Origin of the sequence: Achromobacter sp. UMC46 (genome assembly GCF_014170335.1) — a bacterium.
Taxonomy (GTDB): domain Bacteria; phylum Pseudomonadota; class Gammaproteobacteria; order Burkholderiales; family Burkholderiaceae_B; genus Achromobacter.
The window spans coordinates 126,466-150,686 of the sequence record NZ_LZZS01000005.1 but is presented as its reverse complement, the minus strand read 5'-3'; the positions used below and the strand labels follow the sequence as shown (position 1 = coordinate 150,686).

22 protein-coding genes are annotated in these 24,221 nt (G+C 66.5%); 15 read left to right on the top strand and 7 right to left on the bottom strand.

The features are described 5' to 3' along the window. Positions 1-28 precede the first annotated feature (28 nt). Positions 29-670, bottom strand: a complete 642-nt coding sequence (gene plsY / locus A9973_RS08380) for a glycerol-3-phosphate 1-O-acyltransferase PlsY (RefSeq protein ID WP_183013319.1) — start codon at positions 668-670, stop codon at positions 29-31. A gap of 190 nt (positions 671-860) precedes the next feature. Here plsY and surE point away from each other — a divergent pair, with 190 nt between their 5' ends. From surE to A9973_RS08350, 6 genes are all read left to right on the top strand, one after another. After that, positions 861-1,619, top strand: a complete 759-nt coding sequence (gene surE / locus A9973_RS08375) for a 5'/3'-nucleotidase SurE (RefSeq protein WP_183013318.1) — start codon at positions 861-863, stop codon at positions 1,617-1,619. Further along, the gene (locus tag A9973_RS08370) at positions 1,604-2,428 is read left to right on the top strand and encodes a protein-L-isoaspartate(D-aspartate) O-methyltransferase (protein WP_183013317.1); all 825 of its coding nucleotides are present in this window, start codon (positions 1,604-1,606) and stop codon (positions 2,426-2,428) included. Before surE ends, A9973_RS08370 begins: the two co-directional genes overlap by 16 nt. Positions 2,429-2,445: 17 nt before the next feature. Then, positions 2,446-3,306, top strand: coding sequence for a peptidoglycan DD-metalloendopeptidase family protein (locus A9973_RS08365; RefSeq protein ID WP_183013316.1), 861 nt, complete (start codon positions 2,446-2,448; stop codon positions 3,304-3,306). Next, complete coding sequence (locus A9973_RS08360) at positions 3,303-4,082, top strand: 3'-5' exonuclease (RefSeq protein ID WP_183013315.1); 780 nt, start codon at positions 3,303-3,305, stop codon at positions 4,080-4,082. Before A9973_RS08365 ends, A9973_RS08360 begins: the two co-directional genes overlap by 4 nt. A 166-nt stretch (positions 4,083-4,248) precedes the next feature. Further along, positions 4,249-4,872, top strand: coding sequence for a hypothetical protein (locus A9973_RS08355; RefSeq protein ID WP_183013314.1), 624 nt, complete (start codon positions 4,249-4,251; stop codon positions 4,870-4,872). A 382-nt stretch (positions 4,873-5,254) separates the two neighbouring features. Further along, positions 5,255-6,007 carry a TorF family putative porin gene (locus A9973_RS08350; protein WP_183013313.1) on the top strand — a complete coding sequence of 251 codons (753 nt, stop codon included), beginning with the start codon at positions 5,255-5,257 and terminating at the stop codon, positions 6,005-6,007. Positions 6,008-6,101: 94 nt separating this feature from the next. On the opposite strand, the gene A9973_RS08345 is transcribed toward A9973_RS08350, so the two are convergent. Continuing rightward, a complete protein-coding gene (locus A9973_RS08345; protein ID WP_183013312.1) occupies positions 6,102-6,977 on the bottom strand; it encodes a LysR family transcriptional regulator in 876 nt (291 codons plus the stop codon). A 100-nt stretch (positions 6,978-7,077) separates the two neighbouring features. Here A9973_RS08345 and A9973_RS08340 point away from each other — a divergent pair, with 100 nt between their 5' ends. From A9973_RS08340 to rlmD, 5 genes are all read left to right on the top strand, one after another. Continuing rightward, complete coding sequence (locus A9973_RS08340; RefSeq protein ID WP_183013311.1) at positions 7,078-8,631, top strand: MFS transporter; 1,554 nt, start codon at positions 7,078-7,080, stop codon at positions 8,629-8,631. A gap of 105 nt (positions 8,632-8,736) precedes the next feature. Beyond that, positions 8,737-9,084: an immunity 51 family protein gene (locus A9973_RS08335; RefSeq protein WP_370539463.1), complete on the top strand. Its 348-nt coding sequence runs from the start codon at positions 8,737-8,739 to the stop codon at positions 9,082-9,084. 26 nt (positions 9,085-9,110) lie between these two features. Further along, entirely contained in the window at positions 9,111-10,034 is a 924-nt protein-coding gene (locus tag A9973_RS08330; protein ID WP_183013310.1) for a LysR substrate-binding domain-containing protein, read from the top strand. Positions 10,035-10,131: 97 nt separating this feature from the next. Further along, positions 10,132-11,313 carry an MFS transporter gene (locus A9973_RS08325; protein WP_183013309.1) on the top strand — a complete coding sequence of 394 codons (1,182 nt, stop codon included), beginning with the start codon at positions 10,132-10,134 and terminating at the stop codon, positions 11,311-11,313. A 106-nt stretch (positions 11,314-11,419) separates the two neighbouring features. After that, positions 11,420-12,973: a 23S rRNA (uracil(1939)-C(5))-methyltransferase RlmD gene (gene rlmD, locus A9973_RS08320; RefSeq protein ID WP_183013308.1), complete on the top strand. Its 1,554-nt coding sequence runs from the start codon at positions 11,420-11,422 to the stop codon at positions 12,971-12,973. Between the two features lie 72 nt (positions 12,974-13,045). Here rlmD and cueR read toward each other — a convergent pair whose 3' ends face one another. Together cueR and A9973_RS08310 are read right to left on the bottom strand one after the other, a co-directional pair. Beyond that, positions 13,046-13,438 (bottom strand): Cu(I)-responsive transcriptional regulator, encoded by a 393-nt coding sequence (gene cueR / locus A9973_RS08315; RefSeq protein ID WP_183013307.1) that lies wholly within the window; start codon positions 13,436-13,438, stop codon positions 13,046-13,048. 13 nt (positions 13,439-13,451) lie between these two features. Then, positions 13,452-15,731, bottom strand: coding sequence for a heavy metal translocating P-type ATPase (locus tag A9973_RS08310; protein WP_183013306.1), 2,280 nt, complete (start codon positions 15,729-15,731; stop codon positions 13,452-13,454). A 161-nt stretch (positions 15,732-15,892) separates the two neighbouring features. Here A9973_RS08310 and A9973_RS08305 point away from each other — a divergent pair, with 161 nt between their 5' ends. The 3 genes from A9973_RS08305 (at position 15,893) to A9973_RS08295 (ending at position 18,662) form a co-directional block, all read left to right on the top strand. Next, positions 15,893-16,093, top strand: a complete 201-nt coding sequence (locus tag A9973_RS08305; protein WP_183013305.1) for a heavy-metal-associated domain-containing protein — start codon at positions 15,893-15,895, stop codon at positions 16,091-16,093. A gap of 172 nt (positions 16,094-16,265) precedes the next feature. Further along, positions 16,266-16,994 (top strand): glutathione peroxidase, encoded by a 729-nt coding sequence (locus A9973_RS08300; protein WP_183013304.1) that lies wholly within the window; start codon positions 16,266-16,268, stop codon positions 16,992-16,994. Positions 16,995-17,225: 231 nt separating this feature from the next. Next, positions 17,226-18,662, top strand: a complete 1,437-nt coding sequence (locus A9973_RS08295; protein ID WP_183013303.1) for a dihydrolipoyl dehydrogenase — start codon at positions 17,226-17,228, stop codon at positions 18,660-18,662. Positions 18,663-18,737: 75 nt separating this feature from the next. Here the strand turns inward: A9973_RS08295 and A9973_RS08290 are convergent, their stop codons facing one another. The 3 genes from A9973_RS08290 to A9973_RS08280 all read right to left on the bottom strand — a co-directional run bounded on the left by A9973_RS08290 (position 18,738) and on the right by A9973_RS08280 (position 21,899). Next, positions 18,738-19,628, bottom strand: coding sequence for a 23S rRNA (adenine(2030)-N(6))-methyltransferase RlmJ (locus A9973_RS08290; RefSeq protein ID WP_183013302.1), 891 nt, complete (start codon positions 19,626-19,628; stop codon positions 18,738-18,740). 13 nt (positions 19,629-19,641) lie between these two features. After that, complete coding sequence (ugpQ, locus tag A9973_RS08285; RefSeq protein WP_183013301.1) at positions 19,642-20,391, bottom strand: glycerophosphodiester phosphodiesterase; 750 nt, start codon at positions 20,389-20,391, stop codon at positions 19,642-19,644. 215 nt (positions 20,392-20,606) lie between these two features. Beyond that, positions 20,607-21,899 (bottom strand): M20/M25/M40 family metallo-hydrolase, encoded by a 1,293-nt coding sequence (locus tag A9973_RS08280; protein ID WP_183013300.1) that lies wholly within the window; start codon positions 21,897-21,899, stop codon positions 20,607-20,609. Between the two features lie 355 nt (positions 21,900-22,254). Between A9973_RS08280 and A9973_RS08275 the strand changes: the two genes are divergently transcribed. Next, a complete protein-coding gene (locus A9973_RS08275; protein ID WP_183013299.1) occupies positions 22,255-24,219 on the top strand; it encodes a SurA N-terminal domain-containing protein in 1,965 nt (654 codons plus the stop codon). Positions 24,220-24,221: the final 2 nt, after the last annotated feature.

The following is a 24,221-nucleotide window of genomic DNA, read 5'->3' as shown; positions in this document are numbered from 1 at the left end:
GGCCGCCCGTTTTCAGCGTGGGCAAGCCTTACTTTTTCTTGCCGCCGCCGATCTTGCTTTCGGTGCCCTGGATCAGGCGGGTGATGTTGGCGCGATGGCGGTAGAACAGCAGCACGCCGATCACCGCCAGCGCGACGCCCATGGCCGGTTGCGCATACCAGGCCAGCCCCGAGCCGAACACGTAATACACCGGGGCGAAGAACGCCGCCACCAGCGAGGCCAGCGAGGAATAGCGGAAGAAGACGGCGATGATCAGCCAGGTGGCCGCGGTGGCCACGGCCAGCCAGGGCTGGATCGCCACCAGCACGCCCAGCGCCGTCGCCACGCCCTTGCCGCCCTTGAACCCCAGGAAAACGGGGTACAAGTGGCCCACGAAGGCGGCCAGCGCCACCAGGGCCAGGCCCGCCGGGGCCATGCCGGGGGCCAGCCTTTCGGCCAGCCAGATCGCGAACCATCCCTTTGCGGCGTCGCCCAGCAAGGTCAGCGCGGCGGCCGTCTTGTTGCCGGTACGCAGCACATTGGTGGCGCCGGGGTTCTTGGACCCGTAGCTACGGGGGTCTTGCAGCCCCATCAGCTTGCTGACGACCACCGCGAACGGCACGGAGCCGATCAGGTAAGCCAGCACGATGAGTGCAGCGGTGAACGCCAGGGAGGGTTCGGTAATCGCCATGGAGAGGGAATCCGTTGTTGTCGTAATGGCGCGGATTCTACCGCGCCGGCCGCCGCCCCTGGCTACGGGTTATCGAGCGTGGCGCCGGCGCCTCGGTGGGCAGGGGCTGGCAAGACCGGCATACAGGGTGAGGCTGCGGACGGTACAATCCGACACGTCCACCCGCATTTTATTTTCTTTCGGATGCACAATGCGAATTCTGGTTTCGAACGATGATGGTTACTCGGCCCCTGGGCTCGAAGCGCTGGTAGCAGCGCTGCAAGGCTTGGGCGATTTAACCGTCGTCGCGCCCGAGACCAACCATAGCGGCGCCTCAAACTCCCTGACGCTGAACCGCCCCTTGTCGGTGCGCACGGCGTCCAACGGCTTCATCGCCGTCAGCGGCACGCCTTCCGATTGCGTCCACGTGGCGTTGACGGGGCTGATGGACGCGCGGCCCGACCTGGTCGTGTCCGGCATCAACAACGGCGCCAACATGGGCGACGACACGCTGTACTCCGGCACGGTCGCCGCGGCCAGCGAAGGCTATCTGTTCGGCATCCCGTCCATCGCGTTCTCGCTGGCCGAAAAAGGCTGGGAACACATCGATTCCGCCGCGCGCGCCGCCCGGCTGGTCGTGGAACGGCATCTGGCCCAGCCCCTGGCGGCGCCGGTGCTGCTGAACGTCAACATCCCCAACCGGCGCTTCGACGACCTGCACGGTTTCGCGGTCACGCGCCTGGGCAAGCGGCATCCGTCGCAGCCCGTGGTGCGCACCACGACGCCGTATGGCGACACGGTCTATTGGATCGGGCCGGTCGGCCTGGCCGCCGATGCCGCCCCAGGTACGGATTTCCATGCGGTGGAGCAGGGCATGGTGTCGGTCACGCCGCTGCGCCTGGACCTGACCCAGCACAGCCAACTGGATGAAATCCGCACTTGGGCAGAGCCGCTATGCGCAAACGCGTAAGCCAACCCGACGTATCCCAGGCGGTGCCGGGCCGGCCCAGTCCGGTCCGCTACGACTCCGGCCGGCTCAGCCCCGGCGTCACGCCCGCCAACAGCAACACCCGCATTTCGGCCGCCACCTTGCCGCGCCAGGCGCAAGCGCCGGCGCCGGCCGCCGGCAGCAATCTGGGCCTGAACTCCGACCGCCTGCGCCAGGCGATGGTGCAGCGCCTGCGCAGCCAGGGCGTCAGCGACGAGCGCGTCCTGAACGCCATGTCCGCCGTGCCGCGCCATCTGTTCGTCGATGAAGCGCTGGCCAGCCGCGCGTATGAAGACGCGGCGTTGCCCATCGGGCACTCGCAGACCATCTCGCAGCCTTGGGTGGTGGCGCGCATGATCGCGGCCGTGTGCGAAGACCGCACGCCGACCCGCGTGCTCGAAGTGGGCGCCGGTTGCGGCTATCAGGCGGCGGTGCTTGCGCAGTTCGTGCGCGAGGTCCATTCGATCGAACGCATCCGCGGCCTCTACGAGCTCGCGCGTGAGCATCTGCGCGCCTTGCGGCTGACCACGCGTATTCGTCTGATCTACGGCGACGGCACCTTGGGCCTGCCCGGCGTGGCCCCGTTCGATGCTATCGTTGTGGCTGCCGCTGGCTTGGCCATTCCGCAAGCGCTGCTTACGCAGCTTGCGCCGGGTGGCCGCCTGATCGCTCCCGAAGGGGGCTCGAACCAGCGCCTGGTGCTGATCGAACGCACCGGCGCAGCCAGCTGGAAACGCACTGAATTAGAGGCCGTGCGCTTTGTGCCGCTACGTGCCGGAATACAATCTTGAGCAAACAGGAGAAACGTATGCTCAACGGGCAGTCGCAACTGACCGATATGACTAAGGGCGCGTCCATGACGCGCCTGCGCCGCCCGCTCTTCATCGCGGGGGCGCTCAGCCTGGCCATTCTGGCCGGCTGCGCATCGAAAGGTACTCGTGCACCGGTGGTCGACATGACCGGCGGGCAACCCTCGCCGTCGGCTCAGCCCGGCGGCAGCTATGTGGTCAAGCCGGGCGACACGCTCTATAAGATCGCCCGTTCCAACAACGTGGATATCGAAAGCGTCAAGCGCTGGAACAACCTCAGCGACCCCAACCAGATCTCGGTCGGCCAGGTGCTGAAGATGTCCGGCGGGTCGGGCGGCGGCGCGCAAACGGCGCCTGTCGCCAGCGCCAAGCCGCAGCCCAGGCCGCTGGATCAACCCGACGCGCCGGTCGCATCGCTGCCGCCGCCGGATTCGTCGGCCACGCCGGCGCCCGCGCCGGTCGAGGTCAAGCCTTCCCCGCGCGCAGCGGATGCCAGCGTCATCAACTGGGCCTGGCCCGCCAATGGCGCGATCGTGCAGACCTTCAACGCCAGCAGCAAGGGCATCGACATTTCCGGCGCGCTGGGCGACCCGATCACCGCTGCGGCGGATGGCCTGGTCAAGTACAGCGGCAACGGCGTGCGCGGCCTGGGCAACTTGATCATCGTCGAACACCAGAACGGTTTCATCACCGCGTATGCGCACAACCGCGCGTTGCTGGTGAAGACGGGGCAGAACGTCAAGCGCGGCGCCAAGATCGCCGAGCTCGGCCAGACCGACACGACGTCGCCGCGCCTGCATTTCGAGATCCGTCGCCAAGGCACGCCGGTCGACCCCATGCAGTACCTGCCCGCCAAATGACGCCCACCCTGGTATTCGACCTTGAAACCATCCCCGACGCCGATGGGCTGCGCAAGCTCAACGGCTGGGGCCCCGAGGTCCCGGACCAGGAAGTGGTCGAACGCGCGCTGACCGCGCGCCGCGAAGCCGTCGGGCACGACTTCCTGCCATTGCACCTGCACAAGGTGGCGGTGGTGGGTTGCGTGTTCCGCGACGACCAAGGCTTCCGCGTCAAGACGCTGGGCCAGCCCGATGATCCCGAGGCCGCCTTGCTGGCGGGCTTCTTCAAGACCATCGAACGCTACACGCCCAAACTGGTGAGCTGGAACGGATCGGGTTTCGACCTGCCCGTCCTGCACTACCGCAGCCTGATCCTGGGCGTGCCCGCGCCGCGCTATTGGGACATGGGCGAGGAAGACCGCGACTTCAAGTTCAACAACTACATCGCGCGCTACCACACGCGCCATCTGGACTTGATGGACGTGCTGGCCAAGTACAACGGCCGCGCCAACGCGCCGCTGGACGACTTGGCCAAGCTGTGCGGCTTTCCCGGCAAGCTCGGGATGGACGGCAGCAAGGTCTGGGAGGCCTGGAGCACGGGCCGCGCCGACGAAGTCCGCGCCTATTGCGAGACCGACGTCGTCAATACCTGGCTGGTGTACTGCCGCTTCCGCTTTTTGCGCGGCGAGCTGGACCGCACCGCCTATGACGCCGAAATCGCCCTGGTGCGCGATACGCTGGCCGCCAGCGACGCGCCGCATTGGAAGGAATACATGGCGGCCTGGGACGCGACCTGACGCGTCGAGCGGGCTGGCGATGGACGAAGCACGGGGCCTGTCAGGCCCCGTCTTCACGTCCGACGGTTGCGCAATCGACTGAAACATGGACGGCGGGGACGAAACCCGGTTGAAACCGGGCGGATCGCACAATGGCCTCGCTTTCTTCACTTTCAGGAGACACCACATGTCCCGATTCGCTATTCGCTCCAATTTGGCCGCTCTTGCATTTGTCGCCGCAACGGGCGGTCTGGTGGCCGGTTCCGTCATGGCTGCGCCGCCGCCTCCTGCTGATGGCGGTCCGGCCGCCATGCAACACGGTCAACGCGGCGAGTTCCACAAGGGCATGCGCGACGGCTTGTTCGTCCCCGGCATCGGCCCCGTCTCCAAGGCGCAGGTTGACCAGTTGAAGCTGGACGACAAGCAACAAGCGCTGTTCAAGACCGCGCAGGACAGCCAGCGCAGCCTGCACGAAGCCATGCGGGCGTCGGGCGGCAAGCGCCACGACCTGCTGAAGTCGCAGTTGGACAGCGGCAAGCTCGACCCGCGGGCCCTGATGGCGCAGTCGGACCAGACGCGCGACCAGTTCCGGGCGCAAGGCCAGCAAGTGCGCGACCAGTGGCTGGCCGTCTGGGATAGCCTGAACGACACCCAGCGCGGCCAGGTGACCAAGCTGGTCAAGGACCGCGAAGCCAAGATGCAGGAGCGCCACGCCAAGATGGAAGGCCGCCATGGCGGCAAGGGCAGGGGCGCGACGCCGCCGCCTCCGGCCGCGGGCGACGTCGCCCCGCCGCCGGCACCGGCGAGCTAACTCCGCCGGCCAAAGCGGCCGGCATGCGGCGCCCGACGGCGTCGCAGCCCGAGCAACAAACCCCGGATCGCGCGATTGCGCGACCCGGGGTTTTTCTTTCTGGAGCGGCTGCCGGTAGCGGCTTTCCCCTCATCGCGCCCCAGCTTGGCGCGGATTCCCCATATTGAGGCACAGGCAGCAAGCAGCCAGGCGGCGTCTGCACGCTTGTGGTGCGCGGGCGTTGGGATTCAACGGCCAGACAGCCGTTTGTCACCCGTTTGAAACCTGGCATGGACATTGCTTAAGGGAAAGGGAGCCGGTATCCAACCGCCGCAAAACCGGTCAGAGGGATGCGCCGCAAGGCCGTCCTCCTCCTCGTTAAATCCGATCAGGACTCCGCACCATGAAGAAGACGTTGCTAGCCTTGCCTTTCGCGCTTGCCGTTTGTTTCGGCTCGACGGCCCAAGCCGAACCCACCGATCTGGGGGGCGGTTTTTCTCTTAGCGGCAACGCCACCATTGCCAGCGACTACCGGTTCCGCGGCTACTCGCAGACCGACTTCCGCCCCGCAGCGCAACTGGGCATCGATCTGACGCACAGCTCCGGCTTCTACCTGGGCAACTGGAACTCCAACGTCTCCAACTTCGTGTTCACCGACGGCAACCTGGAAATGGATTTCTACGGCGGCTGGAAGGGCGACGTCGGCGGCGGCTTCACGCTGGACGCCGGCGTGCTGCACTACTACTACCCGGGCTCCAGCTCCCCGAAGGGCGGCAACTACAACAACACTGACCTCTACCTGGGCGCTTCTTACGGCAACTACTCGCTGAAGTACTCCTACACGCCCAGCGACTTCTTCAGCACGCCGGACAGCAAAGGCACCTGGTATCTGGACGGCACGGCCACGTTCGATCTGGGCGACGGCTGGGGCCTGCTGGGGCACCTGGGCTATCAGAAGCTGAAGAACCAATCGAACATGGACGGCGATTCGATCGGCCATTACGTCGACTACAAGGTCGGCGTGACCAAAGACCTGAAGGGCTGGGTGCTGGGCCTGGCCGCGGTCGGGGCCACCAAGGACAACTGGCTGCCCACCAAATACGGCCACCCGTCGGGCCGCCTGGGTGCGGTCTTCTCGGTATCGCGCTCGTTCTGATGTGAAATCCGTGGCGGCGCCTTGAAAAGGCGCCGGCCTTTTGGGGGATTGATGGAGACTGCCTGATGGGCAGTCCCCATCAATTCCCCTTTTTTTAGGCTTGCGGCGCCACTTGCCTGACGCTGCGGTGTTCGCGGTAGGCGGCCGCGATGGTCCGCAACGCATCGCGCGAGCGCGAATCCGTCAACGTCGAGTGCAGCATGACGCGAGACGAAGGCAGGGCGGGCAGCGCAAAGCGCTCGCCGACGTCGATGGTGTCCGCCGGGGCCAGGCGGCAGGCCAGGGCGCCGACCGCCAAGCCGGCAGAGACGGCGGCCATCACGGCGTAGCCGCCGCCGACAAAGACCTCGTTCCAGGCGATATCGCTTCGATCCAGCGCCTGGATCGCCGTGTTGCGGACCTGGCAGCACGGCATCAAGGCCGCCATCCTGAGCGGATCGCCGGCGCGCCATTCGAAGCCTGGCGCGGCGAACCAGCTGAAATGTTCGGGCCCGAGGTCTTCGCCGTCGCGGCGGTCATCTTCCTGGCCGACGATCACGGCCTCCAGGTCGCCGTTGTCGAAGGCGTCCAGCAGCGTGTGCGAATTGTCCAGCCGGACCTCGATGCTCAACGCCGGGTCGCGCTGGTGTAGCCGGGCCAGCAAGGTCGGGGTTTCGGGCCCCGCCATATGCGAAGCGATGCCCAGCCTGAAGTGCCGCCGTTCGGTGTGCAGCGACGCCAGCGCGCGATCATGCGCGGCCACGAATTCGCGTGCGGCGTTCTCGAATATCGCTCCTTGCGCGGATAGGCGCACCAGGCGCGGCGTCCGTTCGATCAGCTTGTGGCCCAACCGCGTTTCCAGGCGCTTGAGCTTGACGCTTATCGCGCCTTGGGTGCTGCCCAGGGCGTCGGCGGCTTTGGTGAAGCTGCGGAATTCGGCGATGGCGAGGAAGGCCTGGACGGCATCCACATCCAGCAGGGGTCGGTTCATTATCTATCCGTAATTGATATTACTGATATATCCAAGCATAGCATTGCTGAATGGTTGATTGCCGCCTACCATGCGTGCAACTCAGCTTGGAGATCTACCGATGACCGCCGTATCCTCCCGCCAGGGCAAGCTCGCCTTGGCCGCCATCTGCCTTTCCGCATTGATGCTGGGCCTGGAGATATCCAGCGTGCCGCCGGTGCTATCGACGATCGAGCAGGCCATGGGCGCCAGTTTCAGGCAGCTCCAGTGGGTGATGGCCGCCTACACGATCGCGATGACGACCATCTTGATGGCGACGGGGACGTTGGCGGACCGCTACGGGCGCAAGCGCCTGTTCATGATCGGCATCGTCGCCTTCGGCGTGACGTCGCTGGTATGCGGGCTGACCGAGGACATCCGGGTGCTGATCGTGGCACGCTTTCTGCAAGGTCTCAGCGCCGCGATGATGCTGATCTGCCAAGTGGCGATCCTGTCCAGCCAGTTCCGCGACGGGCGCGAGCGGGGCGCGGCGTTTTCGTGGTGGGGAATCATCTTCGGCGTCGGATTGGGCTTCGGACCGATCGTAGGTGGCGCCATCCTTGCCTTGACGAGCTGGGAGTGGGTATTCCTGATCCACGGCGCCCTGGCGGTGGCTACGCTGGCCCTGGCGTATGCGGCGGTCGAGGAATCACGCGATCCGCAAGTGCGGCCGCTGGACATCGCGGGCATCCTGACGCTGTCCGTGGCCGTGTTCTGCCTGGTGCTGTTCGTGACGCAGGGCCCGGTGCTGGGCTTCGGCAGCCCGGTGGCGCTGGGCATCATCGGTTTGTCGGCCGTCTGCTTCATCGGGTTCGTCGTCGCCGAGAAGAACAGCCGCCACCCGATGATCGATTTCGCGGTGTTCCGGAACCGCGATTTCTCGGGGGCGCTTGCGGGCTCGGTCGGCATGAATCTGAGCTTTTGGCCGTTCATCATCTATCTGCCGATCTACTTCCATGGCGGTCTGGGGTACGACAGCGTGCAGACCGGCGCCGCGCTGCTGGCCTACACCTTGCCCACGCTCTTCATGCCGCCGGTCGGCGAGAAACTGTCCCTGCGGTATCACCCGGGGTTCGTCATCCCCGCCGGCTTGAGCCTTATCGGCGCAGGCTTCCTCTTGATGGTGTCCGGCAGCCATTCCTCGCAACCGGGCTGGTGGATCCTGCCGGGCTGCATCGTCGCTGGCGTCGGCCTTGGGCTGACGAACACGCCGGTCGCCAACACGATCACGGCCGCGGTCCCGGGGGAGCGGGCGGGCATGGCTTCGGGGGCCGACATGAGCGCCAGAATGACGTCGCTGGCGTTCAGCATCGCCTTGATGGGCCTGGTGCTGGTCGAGGGTGTGTCGGCGTACCTGGCTGACGCCCTGGCGGTGGCCGACGGGCCGGCGTTGCGCCTGGTGGCGGAAAAGATCGCCGCCGGCGACATGGCCGTGCTGGAACGCGAGGCGCTGATTTCCTCAGCCAGCCAGGGCGCTGGCACGCTGCAATCCGCGCTCGTGTCCGGTTTCGGATGGGTCATGGCTTACGGTGCCGCCAGTGCATTGATTCTGGCCGCGATCAGCCTGTTGGTGTTTTCCCCGTGGACGCCCCGCGCAGCGGCCGATTCGGCCCTGACGTTGCGGGAAATCCGATAATTGCCTTTAATGGTCGCGCTATCGGCGCCGCGCAAAGGTATATTTGCGCGGTACCGACCCTTGCCGCCGTCGTGGCGGCAAGCTATTCAAGGAGCTTTGAGCGCAGTGACCATCGATTTCGAAGAATCAATAAAGCCTTTTTCCTGGATGGAATACGAAGGCAGCTTTTCAGTCACCCTCACGGTTGGGGAGTACAAGGAAGAGGTCTTCCGCCGCCGCAGGCAAGAGGGTTTTGTGGGTTCAGGCTACGACTGGGCGTCATTGGCGCTGGTTTTTCTGAATGAAAAAATGCCCGAGCTCTCTGAACAGATTGATTTTGATCCCGAAGCGGACACGTTCTGCGCCTACTCTTCGGACAGCGAAGCCTTGAAGGCCTTCGTCATCGGATTCAAGGCCGCATGTGAAGATTGGCGTCAGATCCAGGACCTGTTCTCGCGGGCCGAGCTGGACTGACCCAAGGCTTGAGGGTGGGCGCTCCCATGATCGAAACCCGCTTGTTGCGGCAGTTTGTCGCCGTGGCGGAAACGCTGCATTTCAATCGGGCCGCGGAGCGCCTGCACATGGCGCAACCGCCGCTTAGCCAGGCCATCCGCCGGCTGGAAGGCGAGATCGGCGCGACGCTGTTTGAACGCACCAACCGCAGCGTGGCCTTGACGCCGGCGGGCACCGCCTTCCTGGAATCCGCCCGGCGCATGCTGGCCTCGCTTGAAGAAGGCGTGGCGCATGCCCGCCGCGTGGCGCAGGGGATGGACGGGCATCTGACGCTGACGTTCATCAACATCGCGCCGTATGCCTCGCTGCTGCGCGCGCTGCGCGATTTCCGTGGCGCCTACCCGGCCGTCGCGTTCACGCTGCAAGAGGCCACGACGCACGAACAGGTCCAGGCCCTGGAGGCCGGCCGCGCGGACATCGGCTTCATGCGCGCTCCCGGCGCCACCACGCCCAGCCTGCGGTTCAAGACCTTGCTGCGCGAACCCATCCAGGTGGCGCTGCCTGCCGACCATCCCCTGGCGGCCGAAACCGTGGTGGCATTGGCCGCACTGAAGGACGAACCCTTCGTGGCGTCGCCGCGGCGGTTGGGGCAGGGCTTTCACGACCAGTTGATCCAGCTCTGCCAGACGGCGGGCTTCACGCCCCGGGTGGCGCAAGAAGCCCGGCAGTTGCAGACCGTCGCAGCGTTGGTGGCGGCCGGTTTCGGGGTAGCCTTGCTGCCCGCGTCACTGGCGCCAGCCGCGCGCGGCGATATCGTCTTCCGGCCCATCGTGGCCGACGCGCCCGCGCCATTGCGGTATCTGGATCTGCTGATGGGCTGGAATCCGGATCGGGCTTCCCCGGTGCGCGACCGGTTGATCAGCGCAGTCCTGCAAACGCCTGGGATCGCGGCCGAGGATCCGGTCGAATGAGACTTAAATCGTCTTATTGGCGCATAAATAATATATTTTACGGAGCGGTACAGGCCTCCTAAGCTCGGCATCTTCTCTTGTCGAAGCCGAACGTGCCATGCCTGTCGCCATCTATGTCTTCTCCGTATGCACCTTCGCATTCGGCCTGTCTGAATTCGTGGTTGCCGGGCTGGTGTCGGCAATGGCCGATGGCCTGCACGCCAAGATCGAGGCCGCCGGGACCGCGATCGCCGCCTACGCCTTTGGCGCTGCCATCGGCGCCCCGTTGATCCCCGCACTGGTCGTCCATTGGCCCGACCGCCGTACCCTGGCGTGGTCCATGGCCGTGTTGGTCGTGGGCAGCGTCCTGATGAGCCTGTCGGGCACCTTGTCCGTGTTGCTGGGCGTGCGTTTCGTGGTGGGGCTGGCCCATGGCGCCTTCATGGCCGTCGCGTCGGATGCCGCCACCCGGCTGGTGGACGACGCGCGGGCGGGGCGGGCGGTGGCCGTGGTGTGGATCGGGCTCACGCTGGCGTTGGCGTTGGGCGTGCCGTTGGGCACCTTCCTGGGCAGCATCTGGTCCTGGCGGGCGGTATTCGCGGCCATCGGCGTGCTGGCGTTGGCCGGTCTGGCGGGGCTGTTGTGGTGCATGCCGGGCAAGGGGGCCGCTTCGGCCCTCCCGGCGGCCCGGCCTGGCGTGGGGCCGGGCTTGCGGGCCATTGCCCACCCCCGGATGCTGATCGCCGCGGGCGTGGGCGCGCTGGTCAGCGTGGCGACGTTCTGCTTCTTCACTTTCGTTTCGCCGTACCTGCTGCAGGTGACGGGGGCGGACCTGCGGGGGCTGAGCGCGGCCATGCTGCTGTTCGGCGTGTTTTCCATTGCCGGCAACCTGCTGGGCGGCTACCTGGTCGACAAGATGGACGCGGACCGCGCGGCGCAGCTGGCGCTGGCCGGGCTGACGGCGACGTTGCTGGGCCTATACGGATTCCGGCAATCCGGCTGGGCGGTCGTGGCGCTGGCCGGCGCGCTGGGACTGGTGTTCTTCTGCACCGTGACCGTGCTGACGCTGCGCCTGCTGAAGCTGGCGCAGCGCCACGTGCCCGAATCCACGGCGGTCGCGGCGGGCTTGAACATCGCGTCGTTCAACCTGGGGACGGCCGTGGGCGGAGGGGTAGGAAGCGTGACGATCGCTTGGGCGGGTCTGCCGGCGCTGCCGCTGGCGGGCGCGGCGGCGGCCGTGGCGGCAATGGCCGCGTTGTGGCTGCAATCGTCGCGGGCGCCGGGCCGCCAGCCAGTGTGAAAGCCAGACACCCGCGTGGGCGGTCCGGCCCCGTCGACGACCGTTTTCGCGAATGGCCAGAGTCCTTCTACAATGCCGGGTTGCGTGTAATTCTGGACTGCGTGAGATGTCAGACGTTTTGAGTATCGAGTCCCTGGACCTGGAAGCCAGGGGGATCGCCCGTCGCGACGGGAAAGTGGTGTTCGTGGAAGGGGCCCTGCCGGGCGAACGGGTGACCACCGTTACGCTGCGCCGCAAGCCGTCTTATGAAATCGCCCGCGTCGACGAGGTGATGCGCCCGTCGTCGCAGCGGGTCACGCCGCGCTGTCCGCACTTCGGCGTCTGTGGCGGCTGTGCCATGCAGCATCTGGAGCCCAGCACGCAAGTCGCCATCAAGCAGCGTTCGCTGGAGGACACCTTCTGGCATGTCGGCAAACTGCGCCCGGCGCTGATCCTGCCGCCGCTGCAGGGGCCGACCTGGGGCTACCGCTACCGTGCGCGCCTGTCGGTGCGGGTCGTGCCGAAAAAGGGCGGCGTGCTGGTGGGTTTCCACGAACGCAAAAGCAGCTTCGTCGCCGACATGCGCGAATGCCACGTGCTGCCGCGCCACGTCAGCGACCTGCTGATGCCGCTGCGCGCCATGATCGGCTCCATGTCCGCGCCGGACCGCATGCCGCAGATCGAAGTGTCGCTGGGCGAGGGCGTGACGGCGCTGGTGCTGCGCCATCTGCTGCCGCTGACCGACGGCGACATCGCCATCCTGCGCGCCTTCGCCGCCCAGCACAACGTGCAATGGTGGCTGCAGTCCAAGGGCCCCGATACGGTGCACCCGATGGAGCGCGAGCATGCCGACACGCTGGCCTACACCATGCCGGAATTCGGCCTGCGCATGCCGTACCGGCCTACCGACTTCACGCAGGTCAACCACGCCATCAACCGCGCGATGGTGTCGCGCGCGCTGAAGCTGCTGGACGTGCAGCCCACCGACCGCGTGGCCGACCTGTTCTGCGGGCTGGGCAACTTCACCTTGCCGCTGGCGACCCAAGGGCGCGAAGCCGTGGGCGTGGAAGGCAGCAAGACGCTGACCGACCGCGCGTTCGACGCCGCCTCGCGGCACGGCCTGGGCGACCGCACCAGCTTCGCCACGCTGAACCTGTTCGAAGTGGACGCGCATTGGCTGCGCAGCCTGGGCCACTTCGACCGCATGCTGATCGATCCGCCGCGCGAGGGCGCGCATGCCGTGTCGCAGGCCTTGTCGGAACTGACGGCCGAAGAGCGGCCCCGCCGCATCGTCTACGTGTCCTGTAATCCGGCCACGCTGGCGCGCGATGCCGCCATCCTGGTGCATGAAGGCGGCTATGTGCTCAAGAGCGCCGGCGTCATCAACATGTTCCCGCACACGGGCCATGTGGAATCGATTGCCGTGTTCGAATCGCTGGACGCCGCAGGCGTGCTGGAAGTGAAGGAACGCGCCCGCCTGCGCGCGATCCAGGCGGCCGCGGATGCCGTGGCGGCTGAAGAGGCCAAGGCCGCTGCGGCGGCAGAGAAGGCGGCCGCCAAGCAGGCCGCCACCGACGCGTACCACGCCCGCGTGGCGGCGGAGGCGGAACAAGCGGTAGAACAAGCGTCCGAGCAGGCGCCCGAGAAAACGGCCGAAGCCGCCGGGCAAGCCCAGGGCTGATCCTTACGCGACGCGGGCCGGAGAATATCCGGCCCGTAGTCGTTCGCGTGGGCTTTCCCCGCGCGGCAGTTCTTAATGCGTGCGCCCCAGGTTTTCCAGGATCGGGCAATCGGGCCGGTCGTCGCCATGGCAGTTGTTCGCCAGGTGCTTCAACGTGTCGGCCATCTCGCGCAAGGCCTGGGCCTTGCGCTCCAGTTCCTCCACATGCCCCAACGCGATGCGCTTGACGTCGGCGCTGGCGCGGCTGCGGTCCTTCCATAGCGCCAGCAGCTCGTTCATCTGCTCGACCGAGAACCCGAGGTCGCGCGCGCGGCGAACGAAGCGCAGCGTGTGCAGGTCGTGGTCGCTGTAGACGCGGTAGCCCGAGTCCGTGCGCACCGCCGGGCCGATCAGGCCGATGCTCTCGTAGTAGCGGATCATCTTGGCGGAAATGCCGGAGCTTTTGGACGCTTCTCCGATGTTCATGTGATGCTCCTTTTCAGGCTTGGATGGCGCGCGGCCGGAACGCCTTCAGGCGCAGGGCGTTGCCCAGCACGAAGACGCTGGACAGGGCCATCGCGCCGGCAGCGAAGATGGGCGACAAAGACAGGCCGAACGCCGGGTACAGCGCGCCTGCCGCCAGCGGGATCAGGGCGGCGTTGTAGGCGAACGCCCAGAACAGGTTCTGCCGGATGTTGGCGAGCGTGGCGCGGCTGAGCGCGATCGCGTTGGGCACCCCGTGCAGGTCGTCGGCCATCAGCACCACCGAAGCGGCTTCGATGGCGACGTCGGTGCCCGTGCCGATGGCGATGCCGGTATCGGCGGCGGCCAGCGCGGGCGCGTCGTTGATGCCGTCGCCCACGAAGGCCACCTTGCGGCCGCCTTGGCGCAGCGTGCCGATGGCTTCGACCTTGCCGTCGGGCAGCACTTCGGCGCGCACTTCGTCGATGCCCAGCTGGCGTGCGACGGCCTGCGCCGTGTAGCGGTTGTCGCCGGTGATCATGGCGGTCTTCAGGCCTTGCGCATGCAGCGCGGCGATGGCCGAAACGGCGGACGGCTTGATCGGATCGGTCACGGCCATCATGGCGGCGGCCTGGCCGTCGATGGCGACATAAATGGGCGTCTTGCCTTCGTTGCCCCAATCCGCGGACCGTTCGCCAAAGGCGCTGACGTCCACGCCACGTTCGGCCATCAGGCGCGCCGCGCCCGCCAGCACTTGACGCCCGGCGACCGTCGCTTCGACGCCCGCGCCGGTGATGGCGGCAAAGCCGTCGGCCTGCAGGAGTTCGATCTTGCGCTCGGCGGCGGCCGCCACGATGGCGAGCGCGATCGGGTGTTCAGAACGCGCCTGCACCGAAGCGACCCACTGCAGCACTTGCTGGCCGTCATGGCCGGCCGCAGGTTCCAGTTCGGTCAGCGTGGGCTTGCCCAGCGTCAGCGTGCCGGTCTTGTCGAAGGCCACCACGTTCACGTCGCGCAGCGTCTGCAAGGCGTCGCCCTGGCGGAACAGCACGCCCATTTCGGCTGCACGGCCCGTGCCCACCATGATGGAGGTCGGCGTGGCCAGGCCCATGGCGCAGGGGCAGGCGATGATCAGCACGGCCACCGCGTTGACCAGCGCATGCGATAGCGCCGGCGACGGGCCGAAGAAGAACCAGGTCAGGAAGGTGAGCAGGGCGGCCGCCATCACGGCGGGCACGAACCACGCGGTGACCTGGTCGACCAGGGCCTGGATGGGCAGGCGCGCGCCCTGAGCGGCTTCCACCATGCGGATGATGCGCGCCAGCATGGTGTCGGCGCCGGTATGGGTGACGCGCAGTGTGAAGCTGCCGGACGTGTTCAGGGTGCCGCCGGTGGCCTGCATGCCGGGCTGCTTTTCGACCGGCACGGGTTCGCCCGTCAGCATCGACTCGTCCACGTAGGACGTGCCTTCGATGATGTCGCCGTCCAGCGGGATCTTCTCGCCGGGACGCACGACCACGATGTCGCCGGTTTTCACTTTTTCGATTTCGACGTCCATCGCCTGGCCGTCGCGCATGACGCGGGCGGTGCGCGGCTGCAGGCCGATCAGGCGCTTGATGGCGGCGCCGGTCTTGCCCTTGGCGCGCGCTTCCAGCATGCGCCCCAGCAGGATCAGGGTCACGATGACGGCGGCGGCTTCGTAATAGACGTTGCGCGAGGCCTCGGGCAGCCAGGCAGGCATGAACGTCGCCACCACGGAATAGCCCCAGGCGGCGCCGGCGCCCAAGGCCACCAGCGAATTCATTTCAGGCGCACGGCGCCACAGGGCGGTGAAACCCTTGGTGAAGAAATGCCGTCCGGGCCAGACCAGCACGGCGGTCGTCAGCGCAAACTGGAGCAGCCAGCTGTTCTGCTGGCCGATCGTGCCAAGCACCCAGTGGTGCATGGCGGGAATCAGGTGGGATCCCATTTCCAGCAGGAAAACGGGCAAGGTCAGCACCAGCGCCACGGTGAAGGCGCGCTTCAAGCGCTGCGCTTCCGCGTCGCGGGCTTGCGACTGGCGCTCGGCGTGGTCGTCCTGGGCCGCAATGGGGCGGGCCTCGTAACCCATCTTGACGACGGCGTCGACCAGGGCCTGCGGCTGGGCGGCGGCCGGGTCGAACGACACCAGGGCGCGCTCGGTGGCCAGGTTCACCTGAGCCTGCGCGACGCCGGGGACATGGGACAGGGCCTTTTCCACGCGCTTGACGCACGACGCACAGGTCATGCCTTCAATGGCGAGTTCCAGTTGGGTGATGGAGGGGTTGGCAACGCTCATGGCGGTTCTCGTTTCGGAGTGGAGCTTGCAGTTTCATCCTTCCCATGATGGGAAGGTCAAGGTTCATTCTACGCTTGACCTTGACATGATGGGAACGTTTAAGCTGCGATCCATGGTGTGCAAAAGGTTGCCCACCGCCCTGAAATATCCGGAGAAAAACCATGAGCATCGAATTCCAAGTCCCCGACATGACCTGCGGCCATTGCGTGAAGACCATCACCGGCGCCGTGAGCGAGGCGGCCCCGGGCGCCACGGTGGCGGTGGACCTGCCTACGCACCGCGTCACCATCACGGGCACGGATCAGGCCGACAAGCTGGAAGCCGCCATCCGCGACGCGGGCTACGAGCCGACCCGCCTCTGAGACCGCCCCGCTGGAAGGCCGGGTTATGATAGGCCCGGCTTTCCGGCGGTAATTTCTTAATTGCTAAAATCTATCGATCAATTTAATTTATTAAATTTGATTAATTAATAGCTACGATTTATCATTCTTTCCATGGTGGTTAAACAAACCCCGCTACCCAAGGAGAGATTGAATGCTGCAAAACCGCGAAGGCCAACGTGTTCCGAACGTAACGTTCCCCGTCCGTGAGGACAACACGTGGAAGAAGGTCACGACCGACGATCTGTTCAAGAACAAGACGGTTGTCGTCTTCTCGCTTCCCGGCGCTTTCACGCCGACCTGCTCGTCGACCCACCTGCCGCGCTACAACGAACTGGCCCCCGCGTTCTTCGACGCCGGCGTGGACAGCATCGTCTGCGTGTCGGTCAACGACACCTTCGTCATGAACGAATGGGCCAAGGATCAGGAATCGGCCAATATCACGCTGCTGCCCGACGGCAACGGCGCATTCACCGACGGCATGGGCATGCTGGTCGACAAGAGCGACCTGGGCTTCGGCAAGCGCAGCTGGCGCTATTCGATGCTGGTGAAGGACGGCGTTGTCCAGAAGATGTTCATCGAGCCGGAAAAGGAAGGCGACCCGTTTGAAGTGTCGGACGCCGACACGATGCTGGCGCACATCGCCCCGACGGCCAAGAAGCCCGACCAGGTGGTCGTGTTCTCCAAGCCGGGCTGCCCGTTCTGCGTGGAAGCCAAGGCGCTGCTGGAAGAAAAGGGCTACGCCCCGATCGAAATCCCGCTGGAAAACAAGGTCCGCGGCCGTGTCATCGGCGCCGTGTCCGGCAAGGGCACCGCTCCCCAGGTGTTCATCAACGGTTCGCTGGTTGGCGGCCTGGAAGACCTGAAGGCGCACTTCGCCTAAGCCTGCAAGCCGGGCAGGGGGATGATCCCCTGGCCCGGCCGGCGCGGCCGGGCGGTTGCAGCACGACTGCTCCGCCGCCGCCGGCACGAGCTTCCCTTCTTACGCACCCTTAACGCATTCCTTGCGCGGCCCCTCGCGGGCGCCGCCGGACGGTGTTCGTCCCGAGGATGCGCAACAAGGCGGAACTCGCCTTTGAATCCTTGCTACTCGCAACATGGGGGATACCCAGTCATGAAAACTCTGCACACCGATATCGCTGTCATTGGCGCCGGCACCGCCGGGCTGGCCGCTTACCGCGCCGCGAAAGCCGCTGGCAAGCGCGCGTTGCTGATCGAAGGCGGCCCCTATGGCACGACCTGCGCCCGCGTGGGCTGCATGCCCTCCAAACTGCTGATCGCGGCCGCCGAGGCCGCCCACAGCGCGGCCCATACGGAAGCGTTCGGCGTGCACGTCAACGGGGAAATCTCGGTGGACGGCGTTGAAGTGATGGACCGCGTCAAGCGCGAACGCGACCGCTTCGTCGGTTTCGTGCTGGAAGGGGTGGAGAACATCCCGGCCGACGACAAGCTGCGCGGCTATGCGCGTTTCGTCTCCGATACCGTGCTGCGCGTGGACGACCACACCGAAGTGCATGCGTCCCGCGTGGTCATCGCCACGGGTTCGCGCCCGTCGGTGCCGCCGCCGTTGCGTGCCCTGGGCGACCGCCTGGTGGTGAACGACGAGGTCTTCGCCTGGGACGACCTGCCGCGCCGCGTGGCCGTGTTCGGCCCCGGCGTGATCGGTCTGGAACTGGGCCAGGCGCTGGCGCGGCTGGGCGTGGACGTGCGCGTGTTCGGCGTCAGCGGCAGCCTGGGCGGCATCAGCGATCCGCAGGTGCGCCTGAATGCGCGCAAGATCTTCCAGCGCGAGTTCTATCTGGACCCGGACGCCCGCGTTCTGGAAACGACCCGCGTTGGCGACGAAGTGGAAGTGCGCTACGTCACGCTGGACAACAGTGAACGCACTGAACGCTTCGACTACGCGCTGGTCGCCACGGGCCGCCGCGCCAATGTGGACGGCCTGGGCCTGGAGAACACCTCGCTTGCGCTGAACGCGCACGGCGTGCCGGAATTCGACCGCCAAACGATGCAGGCGGGGGATTCGCCCATCTTTATCGCCGGCGACGCCAACGCCGATGCGCCGTTGCTGCACGAGGCCGCCGACGAAGGACGCATCGCGGGCGAAAACGCCGCGCGCTTCCCGGACGTGCGCCAGGGTTTGCGCCGCGCGCCGCTTGCCGTGGTGTTTTCGGACCCGCAGATCGCGGTGGCGGGGCAGGGTTATGGCCGCCTGGTTCCAGGCACTTTCGTGATCGGCGAAGTGGATTTCACCGACCAGGGCCGGTCGCGCGTGATGCTGAAGAACAAGGGCATGCTGCACGTGTACGCCGATATCGCGACGGGCCGCTTCCTGGGCGCGGAAATGGTCGGCCCCGGCGCCGAGCACATCGGCCACTTGCTGGCGTGGGCGGTGCAGCAGGAACTGACAGTGGCGCGCATGCTGGAAATGCCGTTCTACCATCCCGTGATCGAAGAAGGCCTGCGCACGGCGCTGCGCGATGCCGCCGCCAAGCTGGCGCGCGCCCAAGAGGCGCTGCTGAGCGAGGAATCGGAACGCGAAACGGCGTAAACCGCACCGCCTTCCGCCAATGAAACGGGCCGCGATATCGCGGCCCGTTTTTCGTGTGGCGGCCCTGGGGGCGCGTCAGTCGTCCGACTGCTTCTTTGGAACCGGGAAGGGGTTCTCGCGGTATTGCAGCGTGAAGCCGGCGCGTTCGTCCTGGCCCAGCTCGCGGGCCAGGTACGGCATGGCTTGCTTGAGTCCTTCGTGCAAGGTCCAGGGCGGGTTGATCAGGAACATGCCGCTGCCGTGCAGGCCGTAGCCGTCGATGGTCGACTTCTTGACGGTCAGGGTGGCGTGCAGCCAGCTCTTGACCTTCAGGTTTTCGAAATGGCGCGCCATTTCGCTGGCTTCGCGGCGCTGCACCAGCGGATACCAGATCGCGATGGTGCCCGTGGCGAAGCGCTTCACGCATTCCTTCACGGTGATCAGCGTGCGGCGATAGTCGTGCTTGTCTTCGTACGACGGGTCGATCAGCACCATGCCACGGCGCGTCGGCGGCGGCAGCAGGGCCTTGACGCCTTCGAAGCCGTCATCGCCGTAGATGGTGGTCTGGCGCTGCGCGGCACGGCCCTGGTGTTCCAGGTTGACGACCAGCGTGTCGATTTCCGTCGGGTGCATCTCGAACAGGCGCAGGCGGTCCGACGGGCGCATCACGTCCAGCGCCAGCCACGGCGAACCGGGGTAGCGCTTCAAGCGGCCGTTGGTGTTGTAGTCGCGGATGCGGGCGACGTAGTCGGCCAGCAGCGGCGGCAAGTCCTTGGCTTCCCACAGGCGGCCGATGCCGTCCACGAATTCCGAGGTCTTGTTCGCCCAGTCGCTTTCCAGGTTGTACAGGCCCGCGCCGGCGTGGGTGTCCACGACCCAATAGGGCGCGTCCTTTTTGTTGAAGTAATCCAGGGTGTGGACCAGGATGGCGTGCTTGAGCACGTCGGCATGGTTGCCGGCGTGGAAGGCGTGGCGGTAACTGAACACGGGGCGTTCTGCCTCAGGCGGCGGGCCGGATCACGGCCAGCTCGTCGGTGAAAATGCCGTCGACGCCCCAGTCCAGCAGCAAGCGGGCGCGTTCGGGGTCGTTGACGGTCCAGGCCGCGATCCGGTAGCCGGCGGCATGCACGGCGTCGATCAGTTCGCGGGTTGCGTCTTTCTGGTTGATGTTCAGCGCGACGCAGTCGTATTTCGCCAGGCGTTCGCGCCAATCGGCGGGTACTTTTTCCACGAGCAGCGCGCGCGGCAGCTCGGGTGCCACTTCCAGCGCGGCTTGCAGCGCCTCTTCGGCGAACGAGGACAGCAGCGGGGGCGTGCCGGCGCCTTGCCACAACTGTTGGCAGGCCCGCGCCACGGCGGCGCCGGTCTCGGCGTCGCGGCCGGGGCAGGGCTTGATTTCGACGTTGCTGGCGATGTGGTTGGCGACCGTGTAGCGGGCCACGGCGGCAAAGGTGGGCAGCGGTTCGCCGGCATAGGCGGCCGAGTGCCAGCTGCCGAAGTCCAATTGCGCCAGTTCCGAGTAGGTCTTGGCGGCGGCCGGGCCCTTGCCGTTGGAGGTGCGGTCGACGTCGTCGTCGTGCATCAGCACGAGCACGTTGTCGCTGCTCAGCTTCACGTCGTATTCGAACATCGTGAAACCGTGCTCGGCACCCACGCGCATGGCGGCCAGCGTATTCTCCGGCGCCAAACGACCGCCACCGCGGTGCGCGATGTAACGGGAATAGGGCCAGGACGGGAGTTTTGCAGTCATTTTTGGTGTTGCGTGTGCTTCTTATGGACAGGGTTGCAAGGATACTCCTTCTTCGCGCCGCCGCCGGGCCGCCCCAAGGCGGCGCAGCCCCCTTGGGGGGCAGCAAACGAGCAAAGCGAGTGCGGCGTGGGGGCATACCCCTCCGCCGCCGGGCCGCCCCAAGGCGCCCCCTTGGGGGGCAGCAAGCTCGCGGCGCGAGCGCAGCGTGGGGGCCTCTATTTCAGCGGTGCTTTATCTTGGGACACGTCCATGATCATGCGGGTCGCCAGATACAGGCGCGGCACGATGCTGTTGATCTGGATGTATTCGGCGTCGTTGGAGTGGGCGCCGAAGCCGCTCAGGCCCATGCCTTCGACGACCGGACCGCGGGCTTTCAGGGCGGCGAACGCGGCGTCCGTGCCGCCGCCGCTGGCGCGATCGACGACTTTCATCGGCAGGTCCAGCTCTTTGTAGATCTGCACGCCATGCTGGGCCAGGGCGCGGGACGCCGCGGTGGCCTCCAGCGGCGGCCGGCGCACTTCGAACTTCACCGTGACTTTGGATTCGGGCAGCAGCTTCTTCTGGACGCGCTCTTCCAGGGTGCGCGCCAACGCGTCGAAATCGGACACGCGCAGCGCGCGGGCGTCGGCCTGGGCGGTTGCCTGGCCGGGGATGACGTTACGGTTGGTCCCGGCCTGGGCCACGGTCCAGTTCAGTTTCAAGCCTTCCTCGGGCTTGGACAGCTTGTCCAGCTGCAGCAACTGGTGCGCCAGTTCATACAGCGCATTGACGCCGCCTTCCGGGCGGGCGCCGGCGTGCGAGGTCTTGCCCTGCACCGTCAGGTAGGCCGCGCCGATGCCGCTGGTGGCCAGCGTCAGGCGGGCTTCGGCGCCACCGCCCTCGAATGAGAAGACCGCGTCCTGGTCGGCGCCCAAGCGGGTGATGGTGCTGCGGGCGCCCGGCGAACTGATCTCTTCGTCGCCGTTGATCAAGACGGTGATGGTGCCGAAGTCGCGAAAGCCCAGCTTCTGCAGCAGGGTCAGGGTGTGGATGATGGTCGCCACGCCGTGCTTGTCGTCGGCGATGCCCAGGCCGTACGCCTTGTCTCCGTCCACCCGGAACGGCTGGTCTTTCAGCATGCCGTTGCGGTAGACCGTGTCCATGTGGGCGATCAGCATGATCTTGCTGGTACCCGTGCCCTTGAACTCGGCATGGACCATCGGCCCGACCTTTTCAGGGGTGTCGTCCAGCCGGAAGACGTCGGTGGCCGGCAGGATCTCCACCGTGCCGCCCAGTGCTTTGAGGCGGTCGCGGATCAGTTCGGCGATGCGCTCCACGCCTTCGACGTCCTTGCTGCCGGATTCGATGTTGACCAGGTCCCGCATGGTGTCGAGCATGGCCTGCTGCTGGCCTTTCGCGGCTTCGTGCACGGCAGCCACGGGCGCGGCCAGCGCCGCCTGCGCGCCGCCCAGGAAGGCCAGGGCGATACACGTGCGGAGGACATGCAGGCGGGGGGAGGTAAGCGGCATCGAGGGAACCCTTTATGTAGCGTAAAAAGGGGCGCCGGCGGAAGGGCGCGGCGTCGGAGGTGCGCGGCCGAGTGGCGCGCTGCCCCTGAAAGTCACGATACGAGTGCGCGGGGGCCGGGAAAATGGTGATTTCCCGGGTTGACGGCGCGCGGCTTCCATGTAGTGGGGACGGGTCAAAAGGCCCGGCGGGAACTTGAAGTCAATCCGAAGCTCCCATCCGGGCGGGTAATGCTAAAATCCGCCCGCTGATCCGGTAATGACCGGTATGGGAATAGGGCGAATCGACTTCGCCTTTTTTTATGCGTTTTCTTGCGGCTCTGGGTGGATACCCCTGGAGTGCGGCAACAGGGATTCCATGTTCGAATTTATTCGCAGCCATCGGCGTTGGATGCAGTTCATCCTGCTGATTCTGATTGTGCCGTCCTTCTTCCTGGTCGGAATTCAAGGCTATGACAGCTTCATGCGCAAAGAGCCGGAGTTGGCGACAGTCGCCGGCCAGCCTATTTCGCGTGCCGAATTCGATCAGGCGCACCGCAACCAGCTGGAGCAGTTCCGCCAGCGCATGGGCGCGCAGTTCGACCCGGCCGTGATCGATACGCCGGCCATGCGCGAGAGCCTGCTGAACCAGCTGATCAATCAGCGCCTGCTGGCCAACGTCGCCGTCGACAACCGTTTCACGGTGTCCGACGAGACGCTGCGCAACACCATCGCCGCCATCCCGGAAGTGCAAGACAACGGCCGCTTCTCGCCCGAGCGCTATCGCCAGGTGCTGGCGGCCCAGGGCCTGTCGCCGACCTCGTTCGAAGCCGGCCTGCGTCGCGACCTGGCGGTGGCCCGCGTGCTGGAGCCCGTCGGCCAATCGTCCCGTGCGCCCGCCGAAGTAGTGGCCTCGCTGGAAACGGCATTGACGCAGCAGCGCACGGTGCAGACGCGCCGCTTCGCCGCCGCGGACTACCGCTCGCAGGTTTCCGTCAGCCCGGCCGACATCCAGGCCTGGTACGACGCCAACAAGCAACAGCTTCAGATCCCTGAGCAAGTCCAGGTGCAGTACGTGGTGCTTGACGAGGCTGCCGCGACGCAAGGCATCCAGGTCAAGGATGAAGACCTGACGTCCTACTACGAGCAGAACAAGAACCGCTTCGGCCAGCCCGAGCGCCGTCGCGCCAGCCACATCATGATCGAAGTGCCCCCGGGCGCGTCGGAAGAGGTCCGCAAGGCCGCCCGCCTCAAGGCCGACGACCTGGCCCGCAAGGCCGCAGCCGATCCGGCGCAGTTCGCCGAATTGGCCCGCATGAATTCGCAGGACGCCGGCTCGGCCGCCAATGGCGGCGACCTGGGCTGGCTGGCGCCCGGTATGTTGACCGGTCCGCTGGAGAAGGCGATTTTCGGCCAGGCCAAGGACGAGGTGTCCGGCGTGGTGGAAAGCCCGTCCGGCCTGCACATCGTCAAGGTCACCGAGATCCAGCCCGCGGCCGTCAAGCCGCTGGCCGAGGTCAAGGATCAGATCACCGGCGAAGTCCGCAAGCAGATGGCCGCCGTGCACTTTTCGGAAATGGCCAGCCAGCTGAACAAGCAGGTCTATGACCAGCGCGACAGCCTGCAACCCGCCGCCGACGCCGTCGGCCTGAAGCTGCGCACCGCCTCGGGCGTGACCCGCGAAGGCCTGTTGCCCGCCGACAAGGCCGGCCCGGGTTCGGCCGCCGACAGCCCCGACGCCGCGCTGCTGGACAATCCGCGCGTGCGCCAGGTGCTGTTCTCGCCAGACGTGCTGCGTGAAAAGCAGAACTCCGGCGTGATCGAACTGTCGCCCGCCACCATGCTGGCCGTGCGCGTCGCCGCCGTGGAACCGGCGCACGTGCCGGCGCTGGACAAGGTCAGCGACACCATCCGCGCCAAGCTGCTGGACGAGCGCTCGGCCGAAGCTGCCAAGAAGGCCGGCGAAGCCGCGCTGGCAGCCGACAAGGCCAACCCGTCGGCCGCGCCGGAAGGCTTCGCGCCCGCCGTGACCGTGTCGCGCCAGGACCCCAAGGACCTGCCGCAAGCGGTGGTGGATGCCGCGATGCGCCTGCCGGCCACCCAATTGCCCGGCTATGCCGGCGTGCAAGCGGGCGCCGACTACACGCTGGTCCGCCTGGAGAAGGTCGAAGCCGGCACGGTGGACGCCGCCGCCAAGGACCGCCTGACGCAACAACTGTCGGGTGGCCTGGGCCAGGCTGAAATCGAAGCGCTGCTGAAAATGCTGCGTGAACAGTACAAGGTGCAAGTGCTGCCCGGCGCCGCCGAAGTCATCCGCGGCGACCAGCCGCAGGCGGCAGGCTGATC

What these genes read in the sequence shown, in the direction of transcription:
- plsY (WP_183013319.1), bottom strand. Translation starts at nt 670, where the DNA reads ATGGCGATTACCGAACCCTCCCTGGCGTTCACCGCTGCACTCATCGTG.
- surE (WP_183013318.1), top strand. Translation starts at nt 861, where the DNA reads ATGCGAATTCTGGTTTCGAACGATGATGGTTACTCGGCCCCTGGGCTC.
- A9973_RS08370 (WP_183013317.1), top strand. Translation starts at nt 1,604, where the DNA reads ATGCGCAAACGCGTAAGCCAACCCGACGTATCCCAGGCGGTGCCGGGC.
- A9973_RS08365 (WP_183013316.1), top strand. Translation starts at nt 2,446, where the DNA reads ATGCTCAACGGGCAGTCGCAACTGACCGATATGACTAAGGGCGCGTCC.
- A9973_RS08360 (WP_183013315.1), top strand. Translation starts at nt 3,303, where the DNA reads ATGACGCCCACCCTGGTATTCGACCTTGAAACCATCCCCGACGCCGAT.
- A9973_RS08355 (WP_183013314.1), top strand. Translation starts at nt 4,249, where the DNA reads ATGTCCCGATTCGCTATTCGCTCCAATTTGGCCGCTCTTGCATTTGTC.
- A9973_RS08350 (WP_183013313.1), top strand. Translation starts at nt 5,255, where the DNA reads ATGAAGAAGACGTTGCTAGCCTTGCCTTTCGCGCTTGCCGTTTGTTTC.
- A9973_RS08345 (WP_183013312.1), bottom strand. Translation starts at nt 6,977, where the DNA reads ATGAACCGACCCCTGCTGGATGTGGATGCCGTCCAGGCCTTCCTCGCC.
- A9973_RS08340 (WP_183013311.1), top strand. Translation starts at nt 7,078, where the DNA reads ATGACCGCCGTATCCTCCCGCCAGGGCAAGCTCGCCTTGGCCGCCATC.
- A9973_RS08330 (WP_183013310.1), top strand. Translation starts at nt 9,111, where the DNA reads ATGATCGAAACCCGCTTGTTGCGGCAGTTTGTCGCCGTGGCGGAAACG.
- A9973_RS08325 (WP_183013309.1), top strand. Translation starts at nt 10,132, where the DNA reads ATGCCTGTCGCCATCTATGTCTTCTCCGTATGCACCTTCGCATTCGGC.
- rlmD (WP_183013308.1), top strand. Translation starts at nt 11,420, where the DNA reads ATGTCAGACGTTTTGAGTATCGAGTCCCTGGACCTGGAAGCCAGGGGG.
- cueR (WP_183013307.1), bottom strand. Translation starts at nt 13,438, where the DNA reads ATGAACATCGGAGAAGCGTCCAAAAGCTCCGGCATTTCCGCCAAGATG.
- A9973_RS08310 (WP_183013306.1), bottom strand. Translation starts at nt 15,731, where the DNA reads ATGAGCGTTGCCAACCCCTCCATCACCCAACTGGAACTCGCCATTGAA.
- A9973_RS08305 (WP_183013305.1), top strand. Translation starts at nt 15,893, where the DNA reads ATGAGCATCGAATTCCAAGTCCCCGACATGACCTGCGGCCATTGCGTG.
- A9973_RS08300 (WP_183013304.1), top strand. Translation starts at nt 16,266, where the DNA reads ATGCTGCAAAACCGCGAAGGCCAACGTGTTCCGAACGTAACGTTCCCC.
- A9973_RS08295 (WP_183013303.1), top strand. Translation starts at nt 17,226, where the DNA reads ATGAAAACTCTGCACACCGATATCGCTGTCATTGGCGCCGGCACCGCC.
- ugpQ (WP_183013301.1), bottom strand. Translation starts at nt 20,391, where the DNA reads ATGACTGCAAAACTCCCGTCCTGGCCCTATTCCCGTTACATCGCGCAC.
- A9973_RS08280 (WP_183013300.1), bottom strand. Translation starts at nt 21,899, where the DNA reads ATGCCGCTTACCTCCCCCCGCCTGCATGTCCTCCGCACGTGTATCGCC.
- A9973_RS08275 (WP_183013299.1), top strand. Translation starts at nt 22,255, where the DNA reads ATGTTCGAATTTATTCGCAGCCATCGGCGTTGGATGCAGTTCATCCTG.